Annotated in this window: 18 protein-coding genes and 1 pseudogene; 4 read left to right on the plus strand and 15 right to left on the minus strand. The window is 70.8% G+C overall.

Annotation, left to right across the window (positions count from 1 at the left end):
* Nucleotides 1-28 precede the first annotated feature (28 nt).
* Complete coding sequence (locus tag WME89_RS00965; RefSeq protein ID WP_438007407.1) at nucleotides 29-2,035, plus strand: tetratricopeptide repeat protein; 2,007 nt, start codon at nucleotides 29-31, stop codon at nucleotides 2,033-2,035.
* 564 nt (nucleotides 2,036-2,599) lie between these two features.
* On the opposite strand, the gene WME89_RS00970 is transcribed toward WME89_RS00965, so the two are convergent.
* A complete protein-coding gene (locus tag WME89_RS00970) occupies nucleotides 2,600-3,190 on the minus strand; it encodes a 50S ribosomal protein L11 methyltransferase (protein WP_438007408.1) in 591 nt (196 codons plus the stop codon).
* Between the two features lie 63 nt (nucleotides 3,191-3,253).
* On the opposite strand from WME89_RS00970, the gene WME89_RS00975 reads away from it, so the two are divergent.
* On the plus strand, nucleotides 3,254-3,403 hold the full coding sequence (locus WME89_RS00975) for a hypothetical protein (protein ID WP_438007409.1): 150 nt from the start codon (nucleotides 3,254-3,256) through the stop codon (nucleotides 3,401-3,403).
* A gap of 64 nt (nucleotides 3,404-3,467) precedes the next feature.
* Here WME89_RS00975 and WME89_RS00980 read toward each other — a convergent pair whose 3' ends face one another.
* The 7 genes from WME89_RS00980 to WME89_RS01010 all read right to left on the minus strand — a co-directional run bounded on the left by WME89_RS00980 (nucleotide 3,468) and on the right by WME89_RS01010 (nucleotide 11,533).
* Nucleotides 3,468-4,691 carry a matrixin family metalloprotease gene (locus tag WME89_RS00980; RefSeq protein WP_438007410.1) on the minus strand — a complete coding sequence of 408 codons (1,224 nt, stop codon included), beginning with the start codon at nucleotides 4,689-4,691 and terminating at the stop codon, nucleotides 3,468-3,470.
* A 1-nt stretch (nucleotide 4,692) separates the two neighbouring features.
* Nucleotides 4,693-5,253, minus strand: a complete 561-nt coding sequence (locus WME89_RS00985) for a hypothetical protein (protein WP_438007411.1) — start codon at nucleotides 5,251-5,253, stop codon at nucleotides 4,693-4,695.
* Nucleotides 5,254-5,578: 325 nt separating this feature from the next.
* Nucleotides 5,579-5,956: a hypothetical protein gene (locus tag WME89_RS00990; protein ID WP_438007412.1), complete on the minus strand. Its 378-nt coding sequence runs from the start codon at nucleotides 5,954-5,956 to the stop codon at nucleotides 5,579-5,581.
* A 205-nt stretch (nucleotides 5,957-6,161) separates the two neighbouring features.
* Nucleotides 6,162-6,680, minus strand: coding sequence for a hypothetical protein (locus WME89_RS00995; protein ID WP_438007413.1), 519 nt, complete (start codon nucleotides 6,678-6,680; stop codon nucleotides 6,162-6,164).
* The gene (locus WME89_RS01000; protein WP_438007414.1) at nucleotides 6,677-9,772 is read right to left on the minus strand and encodes a multidrug efflux RND transporter permease subunit; all 3,096 of its coding nucleotides are present in this window, start codon (nucleotides 9,770-9,772) and stop codon (nucleotides 6,677-6,679) included. Before WME89_RS01000 ends, WME89_RS00995 begins: the two co-directional genes overlap by 4 nt.
* A gap of 17 nt (nucleotides 9,773-9,789) precedes the next feature.
* Nucleotides 9,790-10,956, minus strand: a complete 1,167-nt coding sequence (locus WME89_RS01005) for an efflux RND transporter periplasmic adaptor subunit (RefSeq protein WP_438007415.1) — start codon at nucleotides 10,954-10,956, stop codon at nucleotides 9,790-9,792.
* A 205-nt stretch (nucleotides 10,957-11,161) separates the two neighbouring features.
* Complete coding sequence (locus tag WME89_RS01010) at nucleotides 11,162-11,533, minus strand: VOC family protein (protein WP_438007416.1); 372 nt, start codon at nucleotides 11,531-11,533, stop codon at nucleotides 11,162-11,164.
* 215 nt (nucleotides 11,534-11,748) lie between these two features.
* On the opposite strand from WME89_RS01010, the gene WME89_RS01015 reads away from it, so the two are divergent.
* Entirely contained in the window at nucleotides 11,749-13,047 is a 1,299-nt protein-coding gene (locus WME89_RS01015) for a ferritin-like domain-containing protein (RefSeq protein WP_438007417.1), read from the plus strand.
* Nucleotides 13,048-13,380: 333 nt separating this feature from the next.
* Here the strand turns inward: WME89_RS01015 and WME89_RS01020 are convergent, their stop codons facing one another.
* A complete protein-coding gene (locus WME89_RS01020) occupies nucleotides 13,381-14,508 on the minus strand; it encodes a substrate-binding domain-containing protein (RefSeq protein WP_438007418.1) in 1,128 nt (375 codons plus the stop codon).
* A 452-nt stretch (nucleotides 14,509-14,960) separates the two neighbouring features.
* Complete coding sequence (locus WME89_RS01025) at nucleotides 14,961-15,140, minus strand: hypothetical protein (RefSeq protein WP_438007419.1); 180 nt, start codon at nucleotides 15,138-15,140, stop codon at nucleotides 14,961-14,963.
* A gap of 131 nt (nucleotides 15,141-15,271) precedes the next feature.
* Between WME89_RS01025 and WME89_RS01030 the strand changes: the two genes are divergently transcribed.
* Nucleotides 15,272-15,613: a BP74-related protein gene (locus WME89_RS01030; RefSeq protein ID WP_438007420.1), complete on the plus strand. Its 342-nt coding sequence runs from the start codon at nucleotides 15,272-15,274 to the stop codon at nucleotides 15,611-15,613.
* 165 nt (nucleotides 15,614-15,778) lie between these two features.
* Here WME89_RS01030 and WME89_RS01035 read toward each other — a convergent pair whose 3' ends face one another.
* The 5 genes and pseudogenes from WME89_RS01035 to WME89_RS01055 form a co-directional block, all read right to left on the minus strand.
* Nucleotides 15,779-17,155, minus strand: a complete 1,377-nt coding sequence (locus WME89_RS01035) for a serpin family protein (RefSeq protein ID WP_438007421.1) — start codon at nucleotides 17,153-17,155, stop codon at nucleotides 15,779-15,781.
* Between the two features lie 208 nt (nucleotides 17,156-17,363).
* Nucleotides 17,364-18,101: an ABC transporter ATP-binding protein gene (locus tag WME89_RS01040; protein ID WP_438007422.1), complete on the minus strand. Its 738-nt coding sequence runs from the start codon at nucleotides 18,099-18,101 to the stop codon at nucleotides 17,364-17,366.
* Nucleotides 18,094-18,771 (minus strand): annotated as a pseudogene (locus tag WME89_RS01045) (ABC transporter ATP-binding protein); the annotation flags it as partial. The gene WME89_RS01040 and the pseudogene WME89_RS01045, both read right to left, overlap by 8 nt.
* Before the next feature lie 83 nt (nucleotides 18,772-18,854).
* Nucleotides 18,855-19,877 carry a branched-chain amino acid ABC transporter permease gene (locus WME89_RS01050; protein WP_438007423.1) on the minus strand — a complete coding sequence of 341 codons (1,023 nt, stop codon included), beginning with the start codon at nucleotides 19,875-19,877 and terminating at the stop codon, nucleotides 18,855-18,857.
* Complete coding sequence (locus WME89_RS01055) at nucleotides 19,874-20,731, minus strand: branched-chain amino acid ABC transporter permease (RefSeq protein ID WP_438007424.1); 858 nt, start codon at nucleotides 20,729-20,731, stop codon at nucleotides 19,874-19,876. The genes WME89_RS01050 and WME89_RS01055 overlap by 4 nt, the downstream gene beginning before the upstream one ends.
* Nucleotides 20,732-20,800 lie beyond the last annotated feature (69 nt).

Below are 20,800 nucleotides of genomic sequence, written 5' to 3' on the forward strand. Positions count from 1 at the left end.
AGCGGTGCCGCAAGTACCGCGAGAGCACGTGATCCCGGAAGGGCACAGGCCGATCGCGCTGCTCAATGCCGAATCGGAGCACAACCTCGATGTGCTCCGGCGCGGCCTGCGGCGGTCGGCGAGCTTCGCTCTGTATGTCGTCCTCGCGGCGGATGCGGCGCGGGCCGAGGTGGTGCGGCGTCTGCGCGCCTGGAGCGGCGCAGGCGGCGTTCCGGCATTGCATTTCTTCGCGGCCGGGGCGGCCGGGGTGGAGGAGATAGAGCGATTTCTCGCGGTCTCGGCTCGGGACCGCCCGTTCGCGGGGGCGGTGATCCCGGACGGCGTCGCGCTGATGGACACCAACGGTGGCACCGCGGTCGCGTCGCTCAACATGGCGCGCGACGTCCTCGGCAAGCTCATCCGTGGGCCGTTTGTGCTGGTGATCGCAGCGGGGCGCGTGGCGGAGCTATCGAGGATGGCGCCGGATCTTTTCGACGTCCGGGCGGCGACGCTGGAAGTCGAATTGATGGTGAGGGAGCCTGCTCCGCTCGTGGCTCTGGAGCATGAGGCCCAGGAACTGTCACCGCCTTCTCGGGCGGAGCTTCAAGCCGAGGCAGCGCGGCTGCGGGGGCTTGCTGACGGCGAGATACCTGCCGGCGCGCTCGCCGACGCCTGGATACGGCTCGCATATTCATTCCTCGAGGAAGCAGAGCTGGGCGAAGCCAGGGCAGCCGCGGAGGATGCGTTCCGGCTCGCCGAGCGCGCCGGCTACACGAGCGGGATCGGCGATGCGCTGGCGTTCGAAGCGCGCGTGCTCGAGATGACCGGCCCTGCCGAGGCATGGGAGGGGGCCCTTCGACGGGCGCTCGCGATGCATCGCGAGACAGGGGATGTCGCGAAGATCTCGAGCGGTCTGCTCGAACTGGCGCGCGCTGCGGCGCGTCTGGGGCGCCCGGATGAGGCCGAGCAGCTCTTGCGCGAGTCCATTCATCTGTGTGAGCAGCTGGGGAACATCCGTGGGCGCGCTGCCGCTCTGGGCCAGCTCGCCGACGTCCTACAGGCCGGTGGCGAGCTGGACGAAGCGCTGCGTATCCGTCGGCAGGAAGAGCTGCCTGTGTACGAGCGCCTGGGCGATGTCCATTCCCGTGCCGTAGTGCTGGGCAAGGTGGCCGACATCCTTGAGGCGCGCGGTGAGCTGGATGAGGCGCTGCGTATTCGTCGGCAGGAAGAGCTGCCTGTGTATGAGCGCCTGGGCAATGTCCGGGAACGCGCCATCGCGCTGGGCAAGGTGGCCGACATCCTTGAGGCGCGCGGTGAGCTGGATGAGGCGCTGCGTATCCGTCGGCAGGAAGAGCTGCCTGTGTATGAGCGCCTGGGAGATGTCCGCTCCCGTGCCCTCACGCTGGGCAAGGTGGCCGACGTCCTTCAGGCTCGCGGCGAGCTGGACGAAGCGCTGCGTATTTGTCGGCAGGAAGAGCTGCCTGTGTATGAGCGCCTGGGCGACGTCCGGTCTCGTGCGGTCACGCTGGGCAAGGTGGCCGACATCCATCAGGCTCGCGGCGAGCTGGACGAAGCGCTGCGTATTTGTCGGCAGGAAGAGCTGCCTGTGTATGAGCGCCTGGGCGACGTCCGGTCTCGTGCGGTCACGCTGGGCAAGGTGGCCGACGTCCTTCAGGCTCGCGGCGAGCTGGACGAAGCGCTGCGTATTCGTCAGCAGGAAGAGCTGCCTGTGTACGAGCGCCTGGGCGACGTCCGGTGTCGTGCGGTCACGCTGGGCAAGGTGGCTGACATCCATCAGGCTCGCGGCGAGCTGGACGAAGCGCTGCGTATTCGTCAGCAGGAAGAGCTGCCCGTGTACGAGCGCCTCGGCGATGTACGCAGCCGACTGGTCTGTCAGGCCAACATGGCGCTGATCCACCTCGAGCGTGCTGCCCCCGGCGGTCGCGAAGCTGCTGCCGAGCTCCTCCGTATCGCCCACCGCGACGCCGCTCACCTCCAGATTCCCGAGGAGGAGATGATCCGCCGGATCCAGAGGAAAGCAGGGTTGACGCCTTGACTCGATACTAGGGCCTTCACGGCTCTCGATACGCGCTCACTCGAACACCACGCGAAGACCTCGGTGGAGCATCAAGCTCGAGAAGCCCGCCACCAGACGGTTGTACGTCACGCGTCGCGCTCGGGCACCTTCACTCCACGTTCTGTGGGCTCGCCAGGAGCCGCGCCGTGGTATCTTCAACCTCTCCACGCTGGCAAGCCAGGCATGTCCAGGCGCTCGGCGGCCCGACGGAAGCTCTGTCCCTCAGCCGCCGCGATGAAGCGCCGGAGCTCGGTGGGATCGAGACCGACTGCCACGGACACGCAAGCGTCGTATCTCAGCCAGGTCCGGCGCAGCGGTGGAGGGGCTGGTGCACCTCGAGGTCGAGCTCGGTGAACTCCTGCGGCGACACACGCATGGAAGCCTCCGTTGAGCGGCGCCTCACGCCGCCGGTCATCGGCCGGCGGCGCCCCCCGGCAGCGCTGCGGCGGCGACGCAGCAGCGCTCAGGGGCGGGGTGCACGCGAATCCAGGGGCGCGCCGGGGAGGTGGAGCGTCAACCCCGCTGCCGGCCCGGTGCTCCAGGTCAAGGGGCGGCGGTCAGGCGCCACACGAGCGTACGCCACGCGTCGCGCTCGAAGATCTCCGGTCGACGCCCGGCGAGGAGCGGCGCATAGCGCGCGACGATCTCCGGAACGTCGGTGGACACGAGCCCGGAGAGGATCAACGACCCCGAGGGGGCCAGGCGAGCCACGATGTCCGGGGCGAGCGCGGTGAGCACCTCGCGAAGGATGTTGGCCACGACGATGTCGAACGTCCCGTCCGGCCACGCCGTCGTGAAGCGCACGCGCGCCTCGACCGCGCTCCGCCGCGCGTTGTCCTGCGCGATCGCGATCGCGGCGGCGTCGATGTCGACCCCGATCGCCTCGCCGCCGAGCTTCGCGGCGCCGATCGAGAGGATCCCCGTCCCGCTCCCGACGTCGAGGAGGCGAAAGCCGCCTCGCGGCGCGAACGACGCGAGCGCTTGAAGGCACATCCGCGTGCTCTGGTGCCGGCCGTCACCGAACGCGCGGCCGGGTCCGAGGACGATGGTGCGCTCGTCGGCCTCCGCGTCCCACGGGCCGGTGACCACGCGAAAGCGAGGTGGAACTTCGATGATGGTCGAAGGGTTGCTCATGCGTCGTGGAAGCTTGCCACCGCGCAGCCGGAGGATGGGATCTGGATAGCACGGAGGCGCGGCGTGAGATCAGCCCGGCTCGCGCCGCCGCTCGACGATCGCCTTGCCCTGGCCCGCGAGGGCATGGCGAACGCCGGCCTGGAGATCGCGCTGCGTCAGGAGGTTGCCCATATCGATCCCCTGCGCGACGAGCGTGCGGGCGACGCCGGCTGAAGCCCCGACGAGGATGGGCCGCAGGATGTCTTGGCCGAGGGGGGGAGCTCAGGCGACGCGGTACCTAGCGCCGGCGCCGTCGCGTTGCCAGCGCGCCGAGCGCGCCGAGGAGCGCGAGCCCTCCGAGATCGGCCGATCGACCGCTCGTCGAGCAGGAGCACCCCGAATCGCCGCCGGACTCCCCATCGCCGTCCTTGGGCGTCTCACCGCCGCCGCCCGCGCCGCCCGCGCCGCCCGCGCCGCTGCTCGACGCGGCGGACGAGCTCGCTGTCGCGCTCACGGTCGATCCGCTGCCCGACGTGGTCGACGAGGTCGACGTGCTGCTCGCGTCCGCGCCGCCGCTGCCGCCGGCGCCGCCGGCTCCGCTGCCGCCGGCGCCGGCGCCGCCGCCGCCGCACTCGGCGGAGCACGCCGTCGAGCAGGCGCCGCAGACGCATTCGATGAGACGGACATAGATGCTCGCGCCCTCCGCATGCTCGCTCGCGCAGCGATCCACGCAAGCGTTGTCCGGGCACTCGTTGATGCAGCCGGCGAATACCCGGCACGCCGTCGACGCACCGCAGGCGTCATACGGCGGCCTGCAGGCGCCCGACAGCGAGCCGTTGGTGCAGCTGTCGCAGCTGCCGCCGCCGTCGCCGCCGCCGCTCGCGGCGCTCGCGGCCGTGGTCCCGCCGATGGGATACAGGGCGCACACGCCCTCGACGTCGTCGTCCTCGAGGCTGCGCGTCGACGAGCCCGCAACGTAGTACGCGGTCATCGTCGCGCCCCCCTCGCTGGAGTGGCCGAGGCCCAGGAAGTGTCCCTCCTCGTGCGTGGCGATCGACTGCGTGTCGACACAGCCGTTGTTGCCGGTGTCGTTCCAGCAGAACCCGACGTTGTTGAAGACCATGTCGGCGTCCGCGATGGCGTTGTTGAACCCCCAGGCCGGCATCGTGACACCGATGACCGAGTTGGGGTCGCCGAGCGCGCCCGGCCAGGAGTCGCTGATCCAGTGGAACACGTTCTTGCCGTCGTTGTAGTTGTAACGATCGGTGGTGTCGCCGAGGAGGTTGACCCGCCACTCCGTACACCCGGTGTTTGACCACGCCGCGAACCCGGACTCGATATGGGAGACGGCGAAGCCGGCGATCGGGCCCGGGATCGTCGAGCGGTTGATGTAGTAGCCGACGGGCAGCTCGTCCCAGCGGGGGACGCTGGCGTCGAGCGGCGTCCACGCGGCGGCCTCGGGAGCCGCGGCGAGGAGCGAGGCGGCGCCGAGCGAGACGGCGATGGCGACGTGGCGCCTCATCTCACTTCCCTCCCGCGATGCGGACCACGTCCGTCATGAGGCTCTCGACGGGCTCGATCTCCTCGGCGGGCACCGGGACGGGCACGAGCGCCCCCCCGCTCCGCCGGACGAGCTGAAGCCCCTCGAGGCTGCGCCGCGCCAGGCCCTTCGCGTCGACGTGATAGACCGACAGCGCGAGCGCCGTGAGGTGCCAGCGCCCCTTGTCGCCCGGCCGCAGGAAGACGACGGCGTCCTCGCCCGGCGAGAGCTTGGCGTCGCCGAGCACCCGCTGCGTCTTGCCGTTGTACGTCCCGCCGATCTGCTCGAGCAGGAGCACCTTCGCGCCCCCCTTTCCCGCCTCGCCTCCCTTGAGCGGCTGGGTGAGCGTGAGCTCGGTGCGGGTCACGATCGATCTTCCGTCGTCGGACTCCGCCGTGAAGGACCGGCCGACGATCACGCGCGCGATCGTCGCCGACCGGAGCACGAGCTCCTCACGCGAGAGCAGGACGGCCGTCGTCGCGTCGGCGGTCGTGACGAGGCAGAGCAGAGCGACGGAAAACAACAAGGAGATTACTGCGTTCACGCTTCGCTTCATATCGGTGGCTCCTCGAGGACCATCTTTTCTATACCGAAGCGCGCGCGGCGACCATCCAGGAAGCGGTGCTGACCTCGTGCTCACAGCGCCGCGATGCAGCGTGTCTATCGTGACGGCGGATCATCACACTGTGGCGCGACGTGACGCCGTGATCTGGGGATACGCCAGCTGCCGCTCGCGCGGCAGCCCACCAGGATTTATGCCGTGAGCGCGTGAGAGAGCGCCGTCGGCGCGCTGGGGTCCGTCGATCCGGGGTATTCGAGATCACGGATTCGAGGCCGGACATCCGCCTTCACGACGCACATGCAACCTGTCACGGCCGGGGGCTCGGCCGCAGCCGCCGGAGGGGGCGGACGCGGCGGGCGGCCGGCGCTGCCGGTCGACTCGCCGCCGCCGCCGCCAGGCGCGGCGCCGGCGCTCGGCGGGTCCGGGATGCGCTCGCCGGCGATGCTCCGGCCTCGTTGATGCGCGTCGCGCGGATCTCGCTGCCATCCTGCCACACGGCGAGCGAGGTCCCGCGCCCATCCGAGGCCAGGCTCAAGGGGGCGTCGCCTGGCCTGATGCCGGGGGCGAGCCGGAGCAGGTCGGCGCCCTCCCGGAGCTCGGGGAGCGCGCCGTCGAGGCGCGCTCCGAGCAGGTCACCGCTGACGCCCTGCCAGATCACGAGGAAGCCATGGCCGTCATGGACCACCGCGGGCTGCACCTCCGCGCGCGTGGCAGCTCGAGGCTGCGCGGCTACAGCGGTAGCGCCGTTCGGGTGTGACGGTAGCGGGCGCCAGCGCCGACAACAAAGGACGAGCGCCCAGCGCCCCACACCGCGGAGAGAGTGGTGTCTGTCGTCGAGTTGAGCCTGAGCCAGGAGATCCCGTCGTAGCGCAGCAGCGTTCCGAACTCACCTACAGCAAAGACATCATGCTCCCCCACACGCCAGACAGCCTTACCGATGTGGGCGAGGTCATGACCTGCCAGTCCTGGCCGTTGTGATGCAGAATCGTGCCTTGAGCACCCACGACAAAGACATCCTGGGGCCCGCTTTGCCATACGCCCGCCAATGCTTGCGATGTGATGGGCTCCTCTTCGCGCCAGTTCCAGCTTCCGCACGGAGCGGCGGACAGGTCATCGCAGGACGTACCGCACCCCGGGCGTCCGAAATCGTAGCGCAGGGCGACGCAGGATGTCGTGACTGGCACATCAGGGTCGCAGACCTCGTCCCCTGTCACCTCTCCGTCGCCGCAATGTACGCAATCGCTACCACAGCCGTCGCCCCCGTCCCGGTTGCCGTCGTCGCAATCTTCGCCGGTCTCCACAGCACCGTTGCCGCAGGTGTTGAGCCAGGCGGGGGCGACGCACACAGGGTGATCGTCCTCGTCCTCGCCGCATTCGTACCCGATGGCGAGCGCCGCGGCCGGGCTCACCCGGGCGGCGCCCGCCAGAAGCGGCTGATGAGCACGAAGAACAGCGGCGCGAAGAAGATGCTGAAGATCGTCGCCGTGATCATGCCGCCGAACACCCCGGTGCCGATCGCGTGCTGCGTGGCCGAGCCGGCGCTCCTCGCGAAGACGAGGGGCACCACGCCCAGGATGAACGCGAGCGACGTCATCAAGATCGGCCGGAAGCGCAGGCGCGCCGCCTCGATCGCCGCCTCCCGCGCGCTCTTGCCCTGCTCGCGGAGGCTCTTCGCGAACTCGATGATCAAGATCGCGTTCTTCGCCGACAGCCCCATGATGGTGATCAGGCCGACCTTGAAGAACACGTCGTTCGGCAGCCCGCGCACCGTCATCGCCAGCACCGCGCCCACCACGCCGAGCGGCACGACGAGGATCACCGCGAGCGGGATGGACCAGCTCTCGTAGAGCGCCGCGAGCACCAGCAAGACGACCACCAGCGACAGCGCGAGCAGCACCGGCGCCTCGGCGCCCGACAGCCGCTCCTGGTACGACTGGCCTGTCCACTCCACCCCGAAGCCGGGCGGGAGCTGCGCCGAGAGGCGCTCGATCTCGGCCATCGCCTCGCCGGTGCTGCGCCCCGGCGCCGGCTGCCCGCTGAGCCCGGCGGCGGGGTAGCCGTTGAAGCGCCCGAGCTGGAGCGGGCCGCGCTCCCACTGCGCCGTGGCGAACGCGGCGAGCGGCACCATCTGCCCGGCGGCGTTGGGGACGAAGAGCGAGAGCAGATCCTCCACCTGCATCCGGCTCGCGGCCTCGGCCTGGACGATGACCTGCTGGAGCCGGCCCTGGTTCGAGAAGTCGTTCACGTACGATGCGCCCAGCGTCGTCGACAGCACGGCGGCGACGCTCTCGAACTGCACGCCGAGCGCGTTCGCCTTCTGGCGGTCGACCCGGAGGCGGATCTGCGCGGCGTCGCTCTGCGCCTCGGCGCGCACCTGCTCGAAGAGCGGGTTGCCCGACGTGAGCTCGATGAGCCGCTGCTGCGCGGCCACGAGCGCGGCGTTGCCGCGGCCGCCGCGGTCCTGCAGCTTCAGGCTGAAGCCCGAGGTCATGCTGAGCTCCATGATCGGCGGCGGCACGAGGGCGAAGACCGCCCCGTCGCGCACCGCGCCGAGCTTCTCGTTCGCCGCCGCCGCCTCCCCCTGCGCCGTCGCGCCGGCGGGGCGCTCGTCCCAGTCCTTCATCATCATGAAGATGAGCGCCACGTTCTGCCCCGACCCCGAGAACCCGAACCCCGGGTAGGCGGAGACGAAGCGAACGGCGGGGCGGTCCTGGAAGTGCTCCTCGATCGCCTTCACGGCCCTGAGCGTGCGGTGGATGGTGGCCTCGGGCGGGAGCTGGACGTCGACCATGACGACGCCCTGATCCTCCTCGGGCAAGAAGGCGGTCGGCATCCGCACGTAGAGCAGGCCGAGCGTCGCCGTGATGACCGCGAACGCGAGGAGCATCCGGAAGCGCCTGTCGAGCGAGCCCGCGACCCACCGCTTGTACCCGCCGGTGAGCCGCTCGAAGCCCGCGTTGAACCACCCGAAGACCCCGCGGCGCGCGCCGTGGCCCGCCGGGATCGGCCTGAGGAGCTTCACGCAGAGCGCCGGCGTCAGCGTCAGCGCCAGGAAGGCCGAGAACAGGATCGAGACCGCCATCGAGAGCGAGAACTGCCGGTAAATCGCGCCCGTGGAGCCCGACGCGAACGCCATCGGGAGGAACACCGCCGAGAGCACGAGCGTGATGCCGACGACCGCGCCGGAGATCTCGCGCATCGCCTTGAGCGTCGCGTCGCGCGGGGACAGGCCCTCCTCGGCCATGAGCCGCTCCACGTTCTCGACGACGACGATCGCGTCGTCGACGATGATGCCGATCGCGAGCACCATCCCGAACAGGCTCAGCATGTTGATCGAGGAGCCGGTGAGGAGCATCACCGCGCACGTGCCGAGCAGCGCGATCGGCACGACGATCGCGGGGATGAGCGTGTAGCGGATGTTCTGCAGGAACAGGAACATCACCACGAACACGAGCACCATCGCCTCGGCCAGCGTCTCGATCACCTTGTGGACCGACACCCGGACGAACGGCGCCGTGTCGAACGGGACGCTGTAGGTCACGTTGGGCGGCAGGCCGCGCGAGAGCTCCTCCATGCGGGCGCGCACGAGGTCGGAGGTCTTCATCGCGTTGGCGCCGTTCGCGAGCTGGATGCCGATGGCCGCGTCGGGCTTGCCGTTGCTCCGCGACGTCGACGCCATGTTCTGCGCGGCGATCTCGACCCGCGCGACGTCGCGGAGCAGCACGCGCGAGCCGTCGGGCCGCGCGCGCAGGACGATCTCCCCGAACTCCTCGGGCGTCGTGAGCTGGCCCTCGGCGATGAGCGTCGCGCTGATCTGCTGCGTGGGCGGGCTCGGCACGTCCCCCACGCGGCCCGAGGCGAACTGGATGTTCTGCGCGGCGATGGCGCGGGACACGTCGGCGGGCGAGAGCGAGACGGCCGCGAGCTTCGCCGGGTCGATCCAGATCCGCATCGCGCGCTCGCTGGCCCAGAGCTGCACGCGGCCGACGCCGGGGACGCGCTTGATCTCGTCGATGACGCTGCGGGCGAGGAGGTCGCCGAGCGCGGTCGGGTCCACGCTGCCGTCGCGCGACGAGAGGCTCACGATCATCAGGAAGCTCGACGTCGAGGCCTCGACGAAGAGCCCGTACTGCCGGACGGCCGGCGGCAGGCGCGGCTCGACCGCCTTGAGGCGGTTCTGCACGTCGACCTGCGCCAGGTCGGGGTCGGTGCCGGGCTGGAAGGTCGCGGTGATCTGGGCGCCCCCGGAGGCGTCGCTCGACGACTGGAAGTAGAGCAGCCGCTTCACGCTGCTCAGCTCGCGCTCGATCAGGCTGACGACGCTCTGGTCGAGCGTCTGCGGCGTCGCGCCGGGGTAGCTCGCGTAGATCGAGACGGTGGGCGGCGCCACCGAGGGGTACTGCGCGACGGGCAGGCGCGGGAGCGCCATCGCGCCGACGATCGCGATGAACATCGCGATGACGATCGCGAAGATGGGCCTGTCGATGAAGAAGCGCGACATGCTCGCCTCGGCTCGGGTCAGGGCGTGGCCGAGGCCGCGGCCGCGGCCCCGGGGGTCGTCCAGGAGACGGCGCGGACCTCGGCGCCGGGCGCGATCTTCTGCTGGCCTTCGACGACGACCCGGTCGCCGGGCGCGAGCCCCTCGGTGACGATGTAGCGGTCGCGGTCGACGCCGCCCGTCTGGATCGACCGCACGGCCGCCTTGCCGTCCGCCTGGACGACGACGACCGTCGCCTTGCCGCCCGTGTCGCGCCCGACCGCTTGCTGCGGCACCATGAGCGCCGCCGGATCGACGCGCCGCGCGAGCTTCACGCGCGCGAACATGCCGGGCAGGAGCAGGCGGTCGGGGTTGGGGAAGGCGGCGCGGAGCGTGACCTCGCCGGTGCCTGGGTCCACGCTGATGTCGGAGAAGAGGAGCGCGCCCTTCTCGGGGTACTCGGTCCCGTCGTCGAGCACGAGCGTCACCGGCGCCTCACCGGGGCCGCCCTCCTTTCCGGCGCCGCCCGTGGCCGCGCGTCGCAGGCGCGTGAGCTGCGAGACGGGCTGCTTGATGTCGACGTAGACGGTGTCGATCTGCTGGATCACGGCGAGCGGCGTGGCCTCGTTCTGGCCGACGAGCGCGCCCTCGGTGACGAGCTCGCCGCCGATCCGGCCGCTGATCGGCGCGGTCACGGTGGCGTAGCCGAGGTTGAGCAGCGCCTGCGCCTGCGCCGCGCGCGCCTGCGCGAGGTCGGCGCGCGCCACGGCCTGCGCCGCGATGGCGTTGTCGTACTGCTCGCGCGACATGAGCCCCTCCTCGACGAGCGCGCCCGCGCGCTTGGCCTGGGCCTCCGCCTGGGCGAGGCTCGCCTGCCCCTTCGCGATCGCGGCGCGGGCGCTCTCGGCGGCGGCCCTGAACGGCCCCGGGTCGATCTGGAAGAGCGTCTGGCCTTCCTTGACCTCGCTGCCCTGCTGGAAGCTGCGCTTGAGCACGACGCCGGGCACGCGGGCGCGCACCTGCGCCATGCGGAAGGGCTCGACGCGGCCGGGGAGGTCGTCGCGGAGGGTGACGGGCTCGGGCTTGACCTCGATGACGGCGACCTCGGTCGGCGGCGGCGGCGGCGGGGCGTCCGGCGTCGACCGGCAGGCGCTGAGGAGCAGGAGGACGGCTGCGAGGCCCCCGCCGAGCTTGGGGTGTTGAGACATGGGTCGCTTCGGTCCGGGGCTGAGCGGAGGCCGCTCGCGGGGTGGTCTGGCTGTCGCCGGCTGCCCTACTGCGACAGACGCGCGCCTTCAATCCCGTAGCAGGGTTCGACCCCGCGGCACGCGGGACCGCGCCCGAGCTGCGTCTTTCGCGCGCCTCGAAGAGGAACGAGCGTTCATTGGAGCGAAGGAGAAGGGCCCTGTGGCCTCAGCGCGCCATGGTGAAGAAGTTGAGCTTGTTGCCGTCCAGGTCGCGGAAGTACCCCCCGTAGAAGCCCTGTCCGCGCGGCCCCGGCGCGCCCTCGTCCTTGCCGCCCAGCTCCAGGGCCTTCTTGTGGAGCGCGTCCACCTTGGCCGGGCTATCGACGACGAGCGCGACCATCACGCCGTTGCCGACCGTGGCCGGCTGGCCGTCGAAGGGCAGCACGACCCCGAGCGCGGGCCTGTTCGGGCTCACCGTCCAGAGGATCATCTTCTCGAACGTCATGAGCCGCGTGGCGCCGATCTCGCCCAGCAAGGCGTCGTAGAAGCGGGCGGCGCGCTCCATATCGCTCGTGCCCAGCGTGACATATCCGATCATCGATCTCTCCGTTCGGGTGAATGGTCGAGGAGGCCGCGGCTGCTGTGAATCATAAGCCATCGCGTCGCCGGCAGCGCGGCGCTGCGCGGCGCGGCAGCGCTGCGGCCGCGTGCCAGATAGCACGACCCTGGGCCAGGCTGTGCCGACGCTCTCGTCGCCGGGGCGTTGAATCCCGCGGAGCTCGCGCTGGTACGCCTGCTGCTTCGACGCAGTCCATGACCCTCACGCCCCTCTCGCCGGCTCAATTCCGAAGCGCGCTCGCTCGTCATCTGACACACGCGATCGTCGCCACCGCGACGCTCGGCGGGGCTCTTGGAGGCGCCGCCTGCAGCAGCACCGTCGTCGAGGGGCAGTCGTCCGGCGAGGGCGGCGGCGGCCTCGCCTCGGGCCACGAGGGCTCGGGAGGGCGCGGTGGGATGGGCGGTGAGGGAGGGCAGGGCGGCCTGGATCCCGAGGTCGTCACCTCGATCCAGGCGGGCGGCGTCTCGTGGACGGAGGAAGGGACGGTGTGTGTCCCGCCGGAGCTCCAGGGCGAGGGAGGGCAGGGCGGCGCGGGGGGCGCTGGTGGCGCGGGCGGCGCGGGTGGCCTCGGCGGCGTGGGCGGCTCGCCCGCCGGCGCGTGCGCTCCTCTCGACCCCTTCGGACCGGACACCCCTCTCCCGCCCGCCGGGTGCTGGTACAGCACCATCGGCGACGGCGTCCCGCGCGGCGGCCAGTGCTGCTACGAGTTCACCGCGGACTGCGGCGGCGCTGGCCGCCCGTTCCTCGTGGGCGAGCGCGCCCGGACCGCGCGGGCGCAGCGGCGCGCGGCGGGCGCATGGGGGGCCGCCGCGGCGCTCCCGGACGTCGCGCTGCTCTCGCCGGCGACCCGCGCCGCGCTGGCCGAGTCGTGGCTCCGCGACGCCTTGCTCGAGCACGCCTCGGTCGCCTCGTTCTCGCGGTTCGCGCTGGAGATGATGGCGGTCGGGGCCCCCGCCGAGATGCTCGACGCCGCGCACGAGGCCGCGCGGGATGAGGTGCGCCACGCCGCGCTCTGCTTCGGGCTGGCGAGCGCGTACGCCGGCGCGGCGCTCGCGCCCTCGCCGTTCGCGTTCGGCGGCCGCGTCGAGGTCACCTCGGACCTCGCCGAGCTCGCGGCGCGCGCCGTCCGCGAGGGCTGCGTCGGCGAGACGCTCGCGGCCGTGCAGGCGAGCGAGCAGCTCGCGCACGCCACCGACGCAGCGGTCCGGAGCGCCCTCGCCGCGATCGCCGACGACGAGGCCCGGCACGCGGAGCTCGCGTGGCGCTTCGTGGCCTGGGCGCTCCAGACGGGCGGCGACGCGGTGCGCCTCTCGGTCTCGGCGGCCTTCGAGGAGAGCCTCGCCGCGCCGCCGCCAGCCGCCCCCGCGGCGGACGACCCCGCCAGCGATCTCGCCGCCCACGGGCGCCCCGACGGCGCCGTCCTGGCCGCGTCGCTTCGCTGCGCGATCGCGGACGTCATCACCCCTGCCATGCGGGCGCTGCTGTCCGCCTAGACGCCAATCATGTTGAAACCCGGAGAATTTTCACAGGGAGGCGGGGAGGCGGGGAGGAAGGAGAAAAAGAATCTCTCCCTCTCGCCGTCTCTCGCTCCCCGCCTCCTCGCCTCCCTGTGAAATTCCTGCTTTTTTCGGGGTTTCAGCCCGTTTGTCGCTCTAGCGCTCATCTGTACAGCTGAAGAGGTATGGAGACTCTCTCGTCAGGGTCGGTGGACTACACTGACAGCTCACGGAATCGTCCCCATTGGGTAGATCTTGTGATGGCAGGGCGGTACGCGCAGCCGCGGTGGCCGCGAGGCCGCGCCAGGGGCTCATCGGGCCGCGGCGCCGCTACTGGTTCGCGTCGATCGAGCCGAGGAAGTCGTTGTAGGCGTCGATCTTGTCCCCCGGGACCACGTCGAGGCCCGTGTCGACCCGGCTCTCGTCGACCAGCTGGGGGGCGAGGATCTTCCTCGTCGCGTCGAGGCCGATGGTCTTGATGGCGTAGAGGATATAGGGCACGAGATAGCCCTGGTAGTACTGCCGCTGGATGTGCGTGGCCTTGATGCGCCCCTCGCGCAGGTAGTCGACGGTCTTCGGATCGAAGTCGAAGGTCACGACGGGGAGCTCCGGCTTGCCCGCGGCCTCTGCGGCCATCGCGCAGCGATACGAGATGTTGAACAGGCCGATCAACCCCACGACGGGCGGGTCCGCCGTCTCGACCTGGGTCTTCATCCACGCGACGTCCTCGATCTCGCCCTGGGCCGCCCAGGTGGATTGACGCACGAGCACCTCGTAGCCGGCTGCCTCGAACACATCCTGGGCACCCTGCGTCCGCTCCAGGCCGCTGCTCCCGGCCGTGTTGACGCTGCCGTGGATGATCACCGTCCCCCGCGACCGGGGCAGCATCGTCAGCAGGGTGTTCGCTGCCGTGGCTCCGGCGGACCTGTCGAGGGTCCCGACGTAGATCGAGCGCTTGGAGGCCGGAACGTCGGCGTCGAGCGTCACGACGGGGACGCCGCTCGCGACCGCCTCGTCGACAGCGGCTGTCTGGACGTCGCTGATGGGCGCGAGGCCGATCCCTTCGGCTCCGTCCGCTACCGCTTGCTGGATCTGCAGGTTCTGAAGGTCCTCCGATTCAGTCCCATCTTCCGACGGTGCGACGGGCCCGACCACGCTGCCCGTTGCATCGAGCTCACCCATGGCTCGGTTCGCGGCCGTGACGACCGGCGCCCAGAAGCCGGTGGCGTTCCTCAGGAGCACCGCCATTTGCATCGTCCGGCTCGAGCTCGCGTTGATCTCGGTGATGAGCCTGTCGACCGTCGCCTCGAGCTCCACGGGAGTGAACTCATTCTCCGGCGCCGGAACGCGCACGATCGGCGTGACGTGCTCCGACGCGCCGGGGGTCTCACCCGAGCCGCACGCCGCCGTCGTCAGCGTGAGCCCAAGGACCGTCCCCCACCGTCCACTCCTCGTCATGAGATCCTCCTCGTCCGTGGCTTGTCTGGTTGTGCGTCGCGCCCCTGAGCGAACATCGAGCTCGGCGCGAAGAAGGGCAGGACGGCGCCGATGACGACCGCGTCCGCGGGGGGTGCCTGGCGCTGTCGGCGAGCAGGGCGCCGAGCGGAGGACGCAAGCCCCACGAGCAGCCCGGGCTGCAGGCCGCGCGCGCCCCGTCTGCGATGGCGATGAGCGGGCCACATGCCGGTTCGATGAAGGCAACGCGAACGGCACCGATCCCAGGGCACGTGCAGATCTCATGAGAGAACCGCGAAGAGGGCGGATCTGTCAAGCGACATGGACGGCTATCAGTCAGATGTGGGCTGGAAATAGGGTTACTTTGTGGTCAGGACTGCGGATTCAACATCGCGCCGCACAGGCACCCACCGCCGCCTCCGCCAGGCAAACCCTCGACGACCCGGGCTGCGTCCTCATGACCGCTGCTGGAGCCCGGAGGCGCGGACCGCGAGCGGCCGCGCCTCGGCGAGCTCGCCGCTCAGGTAGAGCAGCTCGACCATGTCGTGGGCCGGGCCGCGCTCCAGGTACGCGTCGCCGAGGTGGAACCCGCGCACGTCGCTCGCACCGCGTCGCCCGAGAGCCGCCTTCCGCATGCCGCCGTCTGTAGGACCAAGGTCCCATGGCGGGCACCGGGCCGGCGGTTATACCGTTCGACATCGTTCGCCGGGGATCTGTCCCAGGTGAACATCTCCTGCACAGCAGCCCATCCACGAAAGGATACGCCATGCCCTACTTCGCCTTCATGCAGCGGCCAGACCAGGAGTTCGTCTTCGAGCTCACCGACCCCGCACAGATCGCCCATGCGCGCCGGATCCTCTCTGGCGAAGAGCAAGCGGAGGTGCATGTCCACGGGAGGATCATCAAGAGAACGGCGCAATACAACCCGAAGTGGTCGTTTCACCTCGATCCTTCGACGATCAGGTTCTTCGCGATGGCGATAGAGGTGTGCGATGCCAACATGCAATACGTCGAGGACCACCTCGACGAAGCATGCGGCGCGTTCCTTCCTGGCTGCCACTGGTGTCCATGGGACTCCAAGCTGGTTCGAGAAGTGCAAGTGGGATAGACGATAGACCTGTCGCAGCAGGAAGCGTAGATGGTGCGAGCCAGCGCCGCCGGCCGCCGCGGGCCAGCGACGGGCACCAGCCCTCAGCTCCGGCGGCCTCGCTCCTCGAGGGTCGGCGGGATCCCCATGGCGCCTCGGAGAAGGCGCCATGCTCCTCGCCGATGCTCAGCGCGCTGTCGGGTCGTTGACGCGCCCCGCGAAGAGGATCGCCTGCGTCCCCGGGTCGCGGATGAAGAAGAAGAACGGGCGATCCAGGACGATCGCCGCAGGCTCGGGCTCGATACCCGAGCCCGTGGAATTGCCGATGACCCCGGTCGACCCCGCTGCCTCGGTCCCGGCCTCGTCCACGTCGATGACCGCCTCGTGAATGACGTCATCGATCCAGAACTCTCCCGCCGCGATGATGCCCGTGAAGTCGGCGCCGGGGCCGAAGGCGGCCGCCATGCCGAGCTCCGTGAGCGCTTTCTTGAGCGAGGTGGACGTGCCGAACGAGAACTTCGGCATCGTGATGTCGACCGGCCGGTCTTCTGTCGAGGCGATGATCGCCTCGAGCGCTGCGCCGTCGAGCGACTCCTCGAAGGCGTCCGTGGTCCCCTCGGCGGGCAGCACGATGTGCATCGCGGCGTTGCTCCCCGCATAGGGCACTCTCACCGTTTCCCAGCCGTCGCCGGCGCCGTAACCCGCCTCATGCCTGCCGTTCATCATCTGGGCGGTGACGCTGGAGCCGTCGCCGCGCTGGAACGTCCCCGGCTGCGTCCCGTCCTTCTTGAACGCCGTGCCCCACTCGGCGTGGAAGTAGATGGCGTTGACGAGCACGGCCAGCGTCTCCGGCGTCACGTTGCCATCGAGGAGCTGCGGGATCTTGCCCTCCGTATGGTCGCTCACCCATTTGTTGATGAGCCCCTCAGCCTCCTGCGGGGCGGCGGCGAAATCCGCGAGCCGCACGTGCGCGCCATAGTTCTCGCTGAGCACGTTCAAGAACGGCTTCTCGAACGAGGCACCGATCTGCGACCAGATCGCGTTGGCCGTGTGGAGCCGGAAGCCGCCTCCCGTGGACTGGCCGGCGATCTCGGCGCCCTTCTGGAGCCGGAGGTCCACGTCGTTGAACGCCGGATGCAACCGCTCCTGGGGGAGCTCGAATCGCATCGTCGCCGCCATCTCCTGCTCCGTCGCTGTCCGCGCGCCGGCGTAGGTCATCGCGAGCGCCGTCGAGATGCTATAAGGAGAGTAGATGACGTTCTCCGTCGCGCTGTGGAGCGCGCGGCCGAGGTCCAGCGCGAAGCTCGCGTTGTTTCGCGCGAGCGACGCCTGATCCTCCGCCGAGACGTCCGGGTCCTCGATTCGCGTCGCGTCCGAGGGCAGCACGCAGCCGGGCTTCGCCTCGAAGCATTCGACGACCGGGGCCACGGTCGAGCCGCCGCCTCCTGTGCCGCCGCCCTCGCCCGAGTCGCCGCCTCCTGTGCCGCCGCCCTGGCCCGAGTCGCCGCCTCCTGTGCCGCCGCCCTGGCCCGAGTTGCACCCCACCAGGGCTGACATGAACATGGTGATCAAGAATGGCGTTGTTCGCATGACGCCGGGGCTGAGCAGGCCGCATGCCAGAGCGCCTCGGCGCGGAAATCACGTCGTCGCAGTGGGGCATGCAAGGCGCAGCCAGCAAATCGGAGCGGATTGTGCCACGATGAGCCGGTCAACTTGGCCCGATCTGGCATCGAGACGATCCGGCGATGATTGGGCTTCAATGCGGACGGGCTCAGCGCGCGCTCTTCCCTCGATCCCCCCTCACGCCGAGGTACCGCTGCTGCGCCTCGGCGTCGGCCATCATCTCTGCCGAGGTCGTCTCGAGCGCGATCCGCCCGTTGACCATGACCGCGAGGCGCCGCGCGAGCGCCGCCGCCACGGCGAGCCGCTGCTCCACGATCAGCATCCCGATGCCGCCCTGCGACAGCGACCTCAGCGCCTCGACGAGCTGGTCCACCACGCGCGGCGCGAGCCCCTCGGAGATCTCGTCCAGGATGAGGAAGCGCGGCCCGAGCATCAGCGCCCGGGCGATGGCCAGCGACTGCTGCTCTCCGCCGGAGAGCGCGCCGGCGAGGACGCGCCGCCGGTCGAGCAGCCCCGGAAACAGCGCGTGGACGCGCTCGCGCGTCCAGCCCGCGCCCGGCCTGCCGCGGCGCTCGGCCACCATCTGGAGGTGCTCCTCCACCGTGAGCGAGGGGAAGATCCGCCGCCCCTGGGGCACATACCCGATCCCCAGATTCGCGATCCGGTCAGGCCTCCTCCCGAGGAGCTCCACCCCGTCGAACCGGGCTCGCCCCTCCGCGCGCGCGACGAGCCCCATCAGCGCGTTGCAGAGCGTCGACTTCCCCATCCCGTTGCGGCCCACGAGCGACAGCGGCTCGCGGCCGATGGCGAGCTCCACCCCCTGGAGCACGTGCGCCTGCCCGTGGTAGGCGTGCAGGTCCGCTATCGACAGGAGCGCTTCACCCATGGACAGCCCCGAGGTAGAGCTCGTGGACCGTCGCGCTCGACTGGACCTCTTCCGGGCTCCCCGTCATCACGGTTCGCCCCTGGTGCAGGATGGTCACCACGCGCGCGAACTCGAGCGCTATATCCATGTCGTGCTCGATCAGCAGGACGGTCATGTCCCGGTCGAGCTCCGACAGCAGCGTGAGGAGCCGGCCGCGCTCCCCCTGGGACAGGCCGGCCGCCGGCTCGTCGAGGAGCAGCTGCGACGGGCCGCCCGCGAGCGCCATCCCTATCTCGAGCTGCCGCTGCTGCCCGTGCGAGAGCGCCGCCGCGGGCGCGCCGCGCTCCGCGCCCAGGCCGACCCGCTCGGCCATCGCGTCCGCGCGCGCCCAGTCGGGCCGCTCGGCCAGCGCCGCGAAGAGGCTCATCCGGCGCTGCCCGCGCCCGCGCGCGGCCAGGAAGAGGTGCTCCCGCACCGTGAGCTCGGCGAAGAGGTGGGCTGTCTGGTACGTCCGGCCGAGCCCCCGGCGCGCGCGCTGGTGCGGCGGGAGCCGCGTGACGTCCTCGCCGAAGAGGAGGACCGAGCCCTCGGTCGGCTCGAGCTCCCCGGAGAGGAGGTTGAACAGCGTCGTCTTCCCGGCCCCGTTCGGCCCCAGGATCGCGCGGCGCTCGCCGCGCTCGACGCGCAGCGAGACGCCCCGCAGCGCGTGGAACCCGCCGAAGCGGCGCCCCAGCCCGACCAGCTCCAGCGCCGGCGCGCCGTCGCTCCCCGCGATCACGGCGGCTCCCCCGCTCGAGAGGTCGGGCTCGAAGGGGGCGGGGCCGCCGCGCGTCGTGACGTGGGGAGAGCGCGCGCGGCGCGGCGCAGGACGCCCGCCAGCCCTTCGGGGAGGAACAGCGTGACCAGGAGGAAGGTCAGCCCGATGATGGTGTTGAAGCGGCTCGTGGTCGAGCTGGCGAAGTTCGTGACGAGCGTGAACAAGAGCGCTCCGAGGAACGCGCCCTCCAGGTGGGCGAGGCCCCCGGAGACGGCGATCACGACGATCGCCTCGGTCCGGGACATGTCGATCGCCCCGGGCGAGATGGAGCCGTTGTACCAGACCCCGAGGACCCCCGCGACCGCCGCGACGAAGCCGGCCAGGGTGAACGCGGCCACCCGGTAGGCAGCGACGTTGAAGCCGAGCGTCCGCATGCGGCGCGGGTTGTCGCGGATCCCCTGGAGCGTCAGGCCGAACGGCGTCCGCGCGACGCGGCGAACGAGCCAGTACATCGCCGCCGCCGCGGCGAGGCACACGTAATAGAAAGCGTCCGGGCTCGAGAGCGACACAGCGCCGAACGAAGGCGCCCGCACGCCGTTGATGCCCGTGTGGCCGTTGGCGAGGACGTGATCCTGGTCGACGAACCGGTAGAGCAGCATCGCCTGGGCGAGCGTGATCATGAAGAAATAGATGCCCTGCGTCCGGCAGGCGACGAGCCCGAACACGAACGCCACCGCGCTCGAGACGAGCAGGGCCGCGAGGACGCCGGTGATCCACGGCAGGCGGTGCGTCGCCGTGAGGATGGCGACGGTGTACCCGCTCGCGCCGTAGATCGCGATCTGCGCCAGGGAGAACATCCCCGCGTACCTCGACAGGAAGATCACGCTGAGCGCGACAGTCCCGAGGAACAGCGATTGCGCGCCGATCTGCACGACGAAGAAGTCGGAGAGGAACAGCGGGCACGCCGCGAGCAGCGCGAGCGCCCCGAGCGCGGCGAGGCCGCCCGGGCCGTCCGGCCTCGCGGGACCGGGGGCCGTCATCCGGCCCTCCCGAGCAGCCCCTGCGGGCGGAAGGCGAGGACGCCGATCATCAGCAGGTAGGTGACGAGCACGGAGTACGTCGGGAAGTACGCGAGGCCGTACTGCTCGATGAGCCCCACGAGGAGCGCGCCCAGCGCCGCGCCGCCGATGCTGCCGAGCCCGCCGACGATCACGACCACGAGCGAGGAAAGGAGGTATGTCCCGTCGTCGCCGGGAGAGACAGAGAGGTTGGTGCCGCCGATCGCCCCGGCGAACCCCGCCAGGAGGGCCCCGAGCGCGAAGACGACGAGGAGGACCGCGTCGACGTTGATGCCGAGCGCGGCGACCATGTCCCTGTCGTCGATCCCCGCGCGGACCAGGCGCCCGAGCCGCGTCCGCTTGATCACGAACCAGAGGGTCACCCCGACGACGACGGCGGCGCCCATCGTGAAGAGCCGGATGGTCGGGTAGACGACGCCGAAGAGGCTCGTGCTGCCGTCGATCTCGGGCGGCGGGGTGACCTCGTAGCTGTGGCCGCCGTACTGGGCGAGGAGCTGGTCGGCGATGACGATGCCGGCGCCGATGGTCACGAGCGCCTGGCGCATGTCGGACCCCTTCGTTGGCCGGAGGAGGGTCCGCTCGAGGACGAGGCCGGCGAGCACCGTGGCGAGCGGCGAGAGGAGCAGCGCGAGCGCGAAGCTCCCGGTCGCCTCGCGGATCGAATAGGCCGCGTAGGCGCCGATGAGGCAGAGGGCGCCGTGCGCGAGGTTGACGAGCCGCATCACGCCGAAGACGAGCGTGAACCCGCTCGCCACGAGGAAGATGAGCGCGCCGCGGGTCAGCCCATTCAACGTGATCGCGATGAACTGGGTCATGTCCCTGGCGTCCGGTCAGCCCCCCGCCGCGGCGCCCGCGCCGCAGCCCGCGCCGCGGCCCCCCGCCGG

Source organism: Sorangium sp. So ce321 (assembly GCF_051530195.1).
Classification (GTDB): domain Bacteria; phylum Myxococcota_A; class Polyangia; order Polyangiales; family Polyangiaceae; genus Sorangium.